We start from the raw sequence: 9,040 nt of genomic DNA on the forward strand, positions 1-9,040 counted from the left end.
GGAGGCGGGCGTGCCGCGCCGCCGCGTCGCGGTCGCGCGCGCGCTCATGCCGCGCGTTCCCGGCTCAGCGCTTCGTCGAGGATCGCCTGCACCAGCGCGTCGTAGCTCATCCCGATCAGCTTCGCCTGTTCGGGGACGAGGCTCAAGGGGGTCATCCCCGGCTGCGTATTGACCTCGAGCAGGAAGACCCCCGCCTCGCCCGCCGCATCGTCCCAGCGGAAATCCGATCGCGACACGCCCTTGCAGCCGAGCAGGACATGCGCCTTGACCGACATCGCCAGCATCGATGCCGCGACATCGTCGGGGATATTCTCGGCCGGGCAGACGTGCGTCGTCATACCGTCGGTATATTTGGCGGCATAATCGTACCAGCCGCTCTTGGGGATCAGCTCGGTGATCCCCAGCGCGCGCGGACCTTGCGGGCCGTCGAGCACCGAAACCGTCAGCTCGCGCCCCCGGATATAGGGTTCGGCGAGCAGGCTCTCGAAGTCGCTCCAGGGTCCCGGAACGTCGCCCCCGATCGGCGATCCGTAATTGCCCTCGGCGGTGACGATCGCGACGCCGACCGAAGATCCCTCGTTGACCGGCTTGACGACATAGGGCCGGGGCAGCGGATCGCCCGCGAACAGGCTCGCGCTCGTCACGATCCGCCCCGCCGGCATGCGGACGCCGTGAGGCACCAGCGCATTCTTGGTGAGCTGCTTGTCGATCGCGATCACCGATGTCGCGAGGCCCGAATGCGTATAGGCCAGCCCCATCAGGTCGAGCATCCCCTGCACCGTCCCGTCCTCGCCCGGCGTCCCGTGCAGCGCGTTGAACACGACGTCCGGGGCCGCCTCGGCGAGCCGGCGCGCGACGTCCCGCCCCATATCGATCCGCGTGACGCGATGCCCCAGCCGCGCGCAGGCCTCGGCGATGCCGTTCCCCGAGACCAGCGAAACCTCCCGCTCCGCCGACCATCCCCCCATCAGCACCGCGACGTGCAGGGTCATTCCTCCCCTCCCGCATGCGGGAGGGGATTACCCACCCGCTGTATCTCCCACTCCAGTTCCACCCCCGAATGCGCCAGCACCCGCGCGCGCACCTCTTCGCCCAACGCCTCGATCTCCGCCGCGCGCGCCGCGCCGAGGTTGAGCAGGAAGTTGGTATGCTTCTCGCTCACCTGCGCATCGCCTCGGCGCAATCCCCGGCACCCCGCCGCGTCGATCAGCGCCCAGGCTTTCCCGCCCGGCGGATTCTTGAAGGTCGATCCTCCCGTCCGGCTCCTCAGCGGCTGGCTCGCCTCGCGCTCGGCGGCGATCCGGTCCATCTCCGCCCCGATCGCCTCGGGGTCGCCGGGCGCCCCCTCGAACAGCGCCTCGACGACCACCGCGCCCTCGGGAAGGTCCGAATGCCGATACGAATAGCCGAGCCGAGCCGCCGGCCACGTCTCGATCCGCCCGTCGCGCAGCACCACGCGCACCTCGATCAGGATATCGCTGGCATCGCGCCCATAAGCGCCCGCGTTCATCCGCACCGCGCCGCCGACCGTCCCCGGTATCCCGCGCAGGAACTCCAGCCCCGCGATCCCCGCATCGCGCGCCGCGCTCGCGACGCTTATCCCCATCGCCGCCCCTCGCGCACGCACGCGGTTGCCCGGCTCGATCGCGACCCTGGCGAAGCTCTTGGGCAGCCGCACCACGACCCCCGGCACCCCGCCGTCGCGCACGATCAGATTCGATCCCACGCCGATCGGCATCACCGGCACCGCGGGATCGAGCCTCGCGAGAAAAGCCGCCAGATCCTCGACATCCGCCGGCCGCACCAGCCACTCGGCCGGCCCACCGGTGCGAAACCAGATGAAATCGGCAAGCGACCCCCGCGCCTCGATCGAACCCCGAAGGTCCTCCCCGGCACGGGGAGGGGGACCAGCCGCAGGCTGGTGGAGGGGGCTCTCAACGAGCGGAGCGCCCGGTCGAGAGCCCCCTCCACCACCGGCTTCGCCGGCGGTCCCCCTCTCCGTGCCGGGGAGGAACGAGGCAGAACCCCCGCTCACCCGCGCGCCTTCGCGATCGCCTCGGCGAGCCCGGCGGCCCATTTGGTGATATCCCCCGCCCCCAGGCAGATCACCATATCCCCGGCCCGCGCCTCGACGGCCAAAGCCTCCGCCAGGGCCTCGGGCCCAGCGATCTCCAGCGCCGCGCGATGCCCGCGCTGCTTCAGCCCCGCGACCAGCGCGCCCGCGTCGACCCCCTCGATCGGCGTCTCGCCCGCCGCATAGACGGGGGCCACATAGACGAGGTCCGCCTCGTTGAACGCGGTCTGGAAATCGGTCATCAGGTCGCGCAGCCGCGTGAAGCGGTGCGGCTGCACCACCGCGATCACCCGGCCAGTCGCGCCCTCGCGCGCCGCCGACAACACCGCCTTGATCTCGACCGGATGGTGGCCGTAATCGTCGATCACCGTCACGCCATCCACCTCACCGACCTTGGTGAAGCGCCTCTTGACCCCCCCGAACTTCGCGAACCCCGTCCGGATCGTCGCATCGGGCACGCCCAGCTCCAGCGCGACGCCGATCGCCGCCAGCGCGTTCTGGACATTGTGCCGCCCCGGCATCGGCAGCTCGATCCCCTCGATCGATCGCACAGTACCACCCCGCTCGCGGATCATCGCCTCGAAGCGGTTGCCGCCCGGGATCGGCGTCACGTTGACGCCGCGCACGTCGGCCTGCGCCGAAAAGCCGTAGGTCACGACCCGGCGGTCGCGGATCTTGGGCAGGATCGCCTGCACCTCGGGATGGTCGAGGCACATCAGCGCCGCGCCGTAGAAGGGCACATTCTCGACGAACTCGACGAACGCCGCCTTGACCGCATCGAACGAGCCGTAATGATCGAGATGTTCGGGATCGATGTTGGTGACGACCGCGACCGTGCCGTCGAGCCGAAGGAAGCTGCCGTCGCTCTCGTCGGCCTCGACCACCATCCAGTCGGAAGCGCCCAGCCGTGCGTTGGACCCATAGCTGTTGATGATCCCGCCGTTGATCACCGTCGGATCGACCCCGCCCGCATCGAGCAAAGCCGCGACCATCGAGGTCGTCGTCGTCTTGCCGTGCGTCCCCGCCACCGCGACGGTGGATTTGAGGCGCATCAGCTCGGCGAGCATCTCCGCGCGCCGCACGACCGGCACGCGCGTCTCCAGCGCCAGCTCGACCTCGGGGTTGCCGCGCTTGATCGCCGTCGAGGTGACGACCACCGCCGCATCGCCGAGATTCTCCGCTCTGTGCCCGATCGCCACCGGAATGCCGCGCTTGCGCAGGCCCTCGATCACATAGCCCTCGGCGACGTCCGATCCCTGCACGCTGTAGCCGAGATTGTGCATCACCTCGGCGATCCCCGACATGCCGATCCCCCCGATCCCGATGAAGTGGATCGTGCCGATATCGGTGCCGACGCCGCGCATCCTAATTCCTCCCCTGCAAGGGGAGGGGGACCAGCCGCAGGCTGGTGGAGGGGGCTCTCAACGAGCGGAGCGCCTGGTCGAGAGCCCCCTCCGTCACGCCTTCGGCGCGCCACCTCCCCGTGCCGGGGAGGAACTTGAAGGAGTTCCTCCCCGCGCCTCCCATCGCCAGCGTCCGCTTCACCGCCTTCTTCTTCGCCCGCACGTCATCCCCGATCGCATCCATCACCGGCGTCCGCCCGAAGCTCTCGACCAGATCGGCGAGCCGCGCCGCCGCGTCGGGGATCCCGCTCGCCTTGGCGTGCGCCGCCGCGACGATCAGCGCCTCGGGGTCCTCCAGCAGCGCGCCGATCTGCTGGCCGAGCGCTTGCGGGGTGAACATGGCCTGCGCGATCATCCGCGCGCCGCCGGCGGCGGACATCTCGCGCGCGTTGGCGGTCTGGTGATCGTCCATCGCGCTCGGCAGCGGCACGAGGATCGCGGGGCGCCCCGCCACCGTCAGCTCGGCGATCGTCGATGCGCCCGCGCGCGCGATCACGAGGTGCGATCGCGCCAATATCTCGGGCAGGTCGGGCAGATAGGTGGCGAGCTCCGCCGGAATGCCGAGCTCGCGATAGCGCGCGCGCACCTGCTCGATATCCTCGGGCCGGCATTGCTGGACGATCTGGAGCCGCTGGCGGATCGGCGCGGGCAGCAGCCCCAGCCCATCGGGCACCACCGTCGAAAGGATCGTGGCACCCTGGCTGCCGCCGGTGACGAGGATGCGGAACGGCGCCTGATCGTCGAGCGAGGGGAAGGGCTTCATGCCGATCTGGCGGATGATCTCGCGCACCGGATTGCCGACGAGGTGGACCTTCCGGGCATAGCGCGGCCGCAGCCGCTCGACACTGGGATAGGCGGTGGCGATCGCCTTGACGCGCCCCGCCACCAGCCGGTTGACGCGGCCCAGCACCGCATTCTGCTCATGCACCACCGTCGCGATGCCGTCGGCCGTCGCGCCGAGCAGCGCGGGCAGCGCGGGATAGCCGCCGAAACCCACCACCGCGGTCGGCTCGAAACTGTCGTACAGGCGCCGCGCCATCGCGCGTCCCGCCAGGATCCCGCGCGCCGCCTTCACCCAGCCCAGCGGCCCGCCCGCGACGCGCCCCGCCGGCATCACATGCACGGGCACGCCATCGAACAGCCCCGGTATCCGCTGCCCGCGCTCGTCGGTGATCAGCGCGACGCGATGCCCACGCGCCATGAGCTCGGCCGCCAGCGCATGCGCGGGCACCATATGGCCCCCGGTCCCCCCGGCGGCGAGCACGAAATGGCGGCTGACATTCATTGTGGGCGCTTACCCGCGATTCCACGTCACCACATAGGGCGAGCGCGTCAGGAAGGGATTCTTGCGCGTGAAGGCGAGCAGCAGCCCGAAGCCCAGGCTGAGCGCGATCATCGACGAGCCGCCATAGCTGATGAACGGCAGCGTCATCCCCTTCGAAGGCGCGAGATGGACGTTGACCGCCATGTTGATCAGCGCCTGCATCCCGAATTGCGTAACCAGCCCCGCGCTCGCCAGCATCAGGAAGCGATCCTCCTCGTGGAGCAATTTTATCAGCACGCGCATCACGATCGCCAGATAGATGAGCGCGATCGCCACGCAGGCGATCAGCCCGAATTCCTCCCCGATCACCGAGAAGATATAATCGGTGTGCGGCTCGGGCAGGTTGAGCTTCATCGTCCCCGCCCCCGGCCCGGTGCCGACGAAGCCGCCATGCGTCAGCGTCCGGAGCGCGCTCTCCACCTGCCCGCCGACCTCGCGGTGCGCGGGATCGTCCGAATTGAGGAAGCGCCCGATCCGCTCGTGCGCCACCGGATAGAATTCGTAGGCCGCGCCCACCATCGCGATCGCGGCACCGCCGAGCGCCGCCAGCCACTTCATGCCCACGCCCGAGATCATCAGCATCATCGCCCATACCACCGCGAAGATCACCGTCTGCCCGAAATCGGGCTGCTTCATCAGCAGCGCGGCGACCACAGCGAGGAAGCCGCCGGTCATCGCGGTCGTCGGCAGCTTGCTGTCCCGCGCGGTCAGCGACAGCATCCACGCCACCGCGACGACGAACATCGGCTTGAGGAATTCGGCGGGCTGCACCTGCACGCCGCCGAAATACAGCCAGCGCTGCGCGCCGTTCTTCTCGGCGCCGCCCAGGATCGGCACCAGCACCAGCATCAGCGTGAACATCACCGCGCCGACCAGAGCCGCCCGCCGCGCCGCCGCCTTGGGCAGCATCGATACGCCGATCAGGATCGGCACCGAAATCCCCGTCCAGATCAATTGCCGCCAGAAATAATAGAGCCGCGGGAAGGCATGGTGCGCATCCGAATAGCGGTGCGCCGCCGCCGGCGCCGCCGCGGCCACCGCGATCAGCCCGATGCCGATCAGCAAGGTCACCAGTGCTAGCAGCACGCGATCGATTTCCCAGAACCAGATCGCCAGCGCCGATCGATCGCCCCGCCCGAAGCGATCGCCCTGCCGCTTGCGCCTGGGCGCGGGTGTCGAACCGTCTGCCGCCATCGTCGCCATCAAAGTGCCCCTACCCGATTGGACCCGTTCGTCCCGAGCGAAGTCGAGGGACGTGCCGCTCGCGAGCGGAGAACGTGTCTCGACTTCGCTCGACACGAACGGGAAAGTTTCGGTTCCCGCCTCACAATGCCCCCACCGCCGCGCGAAACGCCTCGCCCCGCGCCTCGTAATCGCTGAACTGGTCGAACGAGGCGCACGCCGGCGACAGCATCACCACCTCCCCCGCCCGCGCCGCCGCCGCCGCGTCACGCACCGCGACATCTAGCGTGATGCTCTCCGTCACCGGCTTGCCTGCCTCGCGCAGGATGCGTGCGAACATCGGCCCCGCCTCCCCGATCGTATAGCCCGCCCGTACATGATCGAAGTGCGGCTTGCAGTCGTCCAGATCGTCCGTCTTGGGCAGTCCGCCGAGAATCCAGTGGATAAGTGGGTAGGCCGCGAGCGCCGGCGCGGTCGCGGTGGCGTTGGTCGCCTTGCTGTCGTTGACGAAGAGCACGCCCGCCTTCTCCGCGACGCGCTCCATGCGGTGGGGGAGGCCGGGGTAGGTGCGCAGGCCTTGCTCGATCGCATCGTGGGACAGCCCGAGCAGCCTGCACGCCGCGATCGCGCAGGCGGCGTTCTGGGCATTATGCGGTCCCTGCAGCGCGGGCCAGCGCGATTGATCGGCGATGTCGTGCGACGTCACCACCGTCACCGCGTGCTCCTGCGCAGGAGCACGAAGCCCGTCTGCGATCGCGCGCGTCGCATCGTCCTCGGTCGCGATCACCGCGCCATGATCGGGGGACTGCATCGCGAACAACCGCGCCTTGCTCGCCGCATAGCCCTCGAACCCCGCATAGCGATCGAGATGATCGGGCGTGATATTGGTCAGCACCGCGACATCGCAGTCGAGCGTGAAGGTGATGTCGATCTGATAGCTGGACAACTCCAGCACATAGACGCCGCCCTCCGCCAGCGGCGCCCGCGAGAGGATCGGCAGGCCGATGTTGCCGCCCATCAGGCTCGGCACCCCCGCCGTTTCGAGGATATGGTGGATCAGCGCGGTGGTGGTCGATTTGCCGTTGGTGCCGGTGATGCCAACCACTTTGTGCGGCGGCAGCGAGGGGCGGGCCTGCGCGAACAATTCGATGTCCCCGATCACGGGAACGCCGGCATCGCGCGCCTTGGCGGCGATCGGATGGCGATTGAGCGGGACGCCGGGGGAAACGACGACGGCCTCGAACCCGGCAAGATCGATCGCGAGCGGATCGGCAAACGTCAGTTCCTCCCCGGCACGGGGAGGGGGACCATCCGCAGGATGGTGGAGGGGGCTCTCAACCAGCGGAGTGCTCTGCATCGAGCCCCCTCCACCACTCGCCTTGCGAGCGGTCCCCCTCCCCGTGCCGGGGAGGATCGCGTCGCGCTTCGCCTCGTCGCTGTCCCACGCGACGACGCTCGCCCCGCTCGCCAGCAGCGCCTCCACCGTCGCCGCCCCGCTCCGCGCCAGCCCGAGCACCGCGTAGCGCTTGCCCCGAAAGACCGGACTCGTGATCACCGGAGCTTCAACGTCGCGAGGCCGGCCAGCGCCAGCACGAAGCTGATGATCCAGAAGCGGATCACCACGGTCGGCTCGCTCCAGCCGAGCTGTTCGAAATGGTGGTGGATCGGCGCCATCTTGAAGATGCGCTTGCCGGTGCGCTTGTAGAAGAACACCTGGAGGATCACCGAGACGGTCTCCAGCACGAACAGGCCGCCGACCACCAGCAGCACGATCTCGTGGTGTGCGGTCACCGCGATCGCGCCCAGCGCGCCGCCGAGCGCGAGGCTGCCGGTATCGCCCATGAACACTGCCGCCGGGGGCGCGTTGAACCACAGGAAGGCGAGGCCGCCGCCGATGATCGCGGCGGTGAGGATCGTCAGCTCGCCCGCGCCGGGAACGTGCGGGATGCCGAGATAGGTCGCGAATTTGATGTTGCCGACGAGATAGGCGATCACGAAGAAGGCGAGGCTGGCGATCACCACCGGCATCGTCGCGAGCCCGTCGAGCCCGTCGGTCAGGTTCACCGCATTGCCGAAACCGACGATGATGAACGCCGCGAACAATATGTAGAACGGCCCCAGATCGATCACCGGCCCGTTGTAGAAGGGCAGATAGAGGATCGTGCTGTTGCCGCGCGTAATGATATAAGCGGCGACGCCCGCGACGATGAATTCCAGCACCAGCCGCACCCGGCCCGAAACCCCGGCATGGCTGCGCTTCCTGACCTTGTCGTAATCGTCGAGGAAGCCGATCAGCCCGAAGCCGAGCGTCACCAGCATGCACGCCCAGACGTAGCGGTTGGTGAGGTCCATCCAGACCAGCATCGAGAAGGTGACGCTGGTCAGGATCATCAGCCCCCCCATCGTCGGCGTGCCGATCTTGGAGAGGTGCGTCTGCGGGCCGTCGGCGCGGATCGGCTGGCCCTTGCCCTGGCGCACGCGCAGCCAGCCGATGAAGCGCGGCCCGATCAGCAGCCCGATCGCCAGCGCGGTGATCGCCGCGGCGCCCGCGCGCACCGTGGTGTAGCGAACGAGGTTGAGCAGGTGGGGGAAGCCGAATTGCTCGGCGATCCAGTGCAGCATTCAGTTCACCCCCGAAAGCGCGTCGACCAGCCGCGCCAGCCCGACCGAGTTCGATCCCTTGACGAGCACCGCATCACCCGCGCCGATCAGCGCGCGCGCCTGATCGGTCGCGGCGGCGGCGTCGGCGACAAGCGCGAAGGCGATCCGGCCCTCGAGCGCTTCGGCGAGCGGCGCCATCTCCGATCCGACGAGCAGCGCGAAATCGACGCCCGCCGCCTCGATCGGCTGCGCGAGCGCGGCATGCTGTTCCGCCTCGGCCGGGCCGAGCTCCTTCATCGCGCCGAGGATCGCGATGCGGCGGTCGGCGCGCTCCGCACCCAGCACCGCCAACGTCGCGCGCATCGAGGCGGGATTGGCATTATACGCCTCGTCGATCAGCAGCGCGTCCCCCGCCCGCGTGCGGACCGCAAGCCGCCGCCCGCGCCCCGCCAGCCC

General features: G+C 69.2%; 7 protein-coding genes and 1 pseudogene. All 8 read right to left on the reverse strand.

Annotation, left to right across the window (positions count from 1 at the left end):
• Window positions 1–44 precede the first annotated feature (44 nt).
• The gene (locus HUU94_RS10480; protein ID WP_174275027.1) at window positions 45–992 is read right to left on the reverse strand and encodes a D-alanine--D-alanine ligase; all 948 of its coding nucleotides are present in this window, start codon (window positions 990–992) and stop codon (window positions 45–47) included.
• A pseudogene (murB, locus tag HUU94_RS10485) lies at window positions 989–1,882 on the reverse strand (UDP-N-acetylmuramate dehydrogenase); the annotation flags it as partial. The pseudogene murB and the gene HUU94_RS10480, both read right to left, overlap by 4 nt.
• 149 nt (window positions 1,883–2,031) lie before the next feature.
• Window positions 2,032–3,438: a UDP-N-acetylmuramate--L-alanine ligase gene (gene murC, locus HUU94_RS10490; protein WP_174275029.1), complete on the reverse strand. Its 1,407-nt coding sequence runs from the start codon at window positions 3,436–3,438 to the stop codon at window positions 2,032–2,034.
• A 1-nt stretch (window position 3,439) separates the two neighbouring features.
• Window positions 3,440–4,762 (reverse strand): undecaprenyldiphospho-muramoylpentapeptide beta-N-acetylglucosaminyltransferase, encoded by a 1,323-nt coding sequence (murG, locus tag HUU94_RS10495; protein ID WP_174275030.1) that lies wholly within the window; start codon window positions 4,760–4,762, stop codon window positions 3,440–3,442.
• Between the two features lie 9 nt (window positions 4,763–4,771).
• Window positions 4,772–6,004: a peptidoglycan glycosyltransferase FtsW gene (locus tag HUU94_RS10500; RefSeq protein ID WP_438827117.1), complete on the reverse strand. Its 1,233-nt coding sequence runs from the start codon at window positions 6,002–6,004 to the stop codon at window positions 4,772–4,774.
• Window positions 6,005–6,125: 121 nt separating this feature from the next.
• Window positions 6,126–7,538: a UDP-N-acetylmuramoyl-L-alanine--D-glutamate ligase gene (murD, locus tag HUU94_RS10505; RefSeq protein WP_254602135.1), complete on the reverse strand. Its 1,413-nt coding sequence runs from the start codon at window positions 7,536–7,538 to the stop codon at window positions 6,126–6,128.
• On the reverse strand, window positions 7,535–8,605 hold the full coding sequence (mraY, locus tag HUU94_RS10510) for a phospho-N-acetylmuramoyl-pentapeptide-transferase (RefSeq protein WP_174275031.1): 1,071 nt from the start codon (window positions 8,603–8,605) through the stop codon (window positions 7,535–7,537). The genes murD and mraY overlap by 4 nt, the downstream gene beginning before the upstream one ends.
• A partial coding sequence (locus HUU94_RS10515; RefSeq protein ID WP_302480197.1) for a glutamate ligase domain-containing protein occupies window positions 8,606–9,040 on the reverse strand: 435 nt, incomplete at its 5' end.

This window comes from Sphingomonas bacterium, from assembly GCF_903644055.1.
Lineage (GTDB): Bacteria > Pseudomonadota > Alphaproteobacteria > Sphingomonadales > Sphingomonadaceae > Sphingomonas_I.

Bases quoted from the DNA above. Each gene is read 5' to 3' on its own strand.
- murC (WP_174275029.1), bottom strand. From the start codon at position 3,438: ATGCGCGGCGTCGGCACCGATATCGGCACGATCCACTTCATCGGGATC.
- mraY (WP_174275031.1), bottom strand. From the start codon at position 8,605: ATGCTGCACTGGATCGCCGAGCAATTCGGCTTCCCCCACCTGCTCAAC.
- HUU94_RS10500 (WP_438827117.1), bottom strand. From the start codon at position 6,004: ATGGCGACGATGGCGGCAGACGGTTCGACACCCGCGCCCAGGCGCAAG.
- murG (WP_174275030.1), bottom strand. From the start codon at position 4,762: ATGAATGTCAGCCGCCATTTCGTGCTCGCCGCCGGGGGGACCGGGGGC.
- HUU94_RS10480 (WP_174275027.1), bottom strand. From the start codon at position 992: ATGACCCTGCACGTCGCGGTGCTGATGGGGGGATGGTCGGCGGAGCGG.